The sequence below is a fragment of the Streptococcus suis genome (genome assembly GCF_002964045.1).
GTDB classification, from domain to species: Bacteria; Bacillota; Bacilli; order Lactobacillales; family Streptococcaceae; genus Streptococcus; species Streptococcus suis_U.
Genome location: NZ_POPB01000130.1, coordinates 1 through 293, shown reverse-complemented (window position 1 = coordinate 293; position 293 = coordinate 1). Strand labels below are relative to the sequence as shown.

1 tRNA gene is annotated in these 293 nt (G+C 36.2%); it reads right to left on the bottom strand.

What is annotated here, in order from left to right:
- Positions 1-25: 25 nt before the first annotated feature.
- Positions 26-97 (bottom strand) — tRNA-Gln (locus C1E99_RS00560).
- Positions 98-293: the final 196 nt, after the last annotated feature.

The following is a 293-nucleotide window of genomic DNA, read 5'->3' as shown; positions in this document are numbered from 1 at the left end:
AACTAGACTATATCTAGTACCTTTACTGGGGTAGCTGGATTCGAACCAACGCATGAGGGAGTCAAAGTCCCTTGCCTTACCGCTTGGCGATACCCCAAAAAATAGATACAATTCATTTATTTACTAATCACAAGAAATTGAACTCGATATTAATTTCTTAGGAAAATAGATAGCCTTCCTTGAGTGTTAACATTCAGCGTCAGTCTCCTAATTTTCTACAGAAATTTCTGATAAACCAGAACATCTCTCGTATCTTAGTTGAACACGGACTAAAATTCTAGTGAAAAAGATAA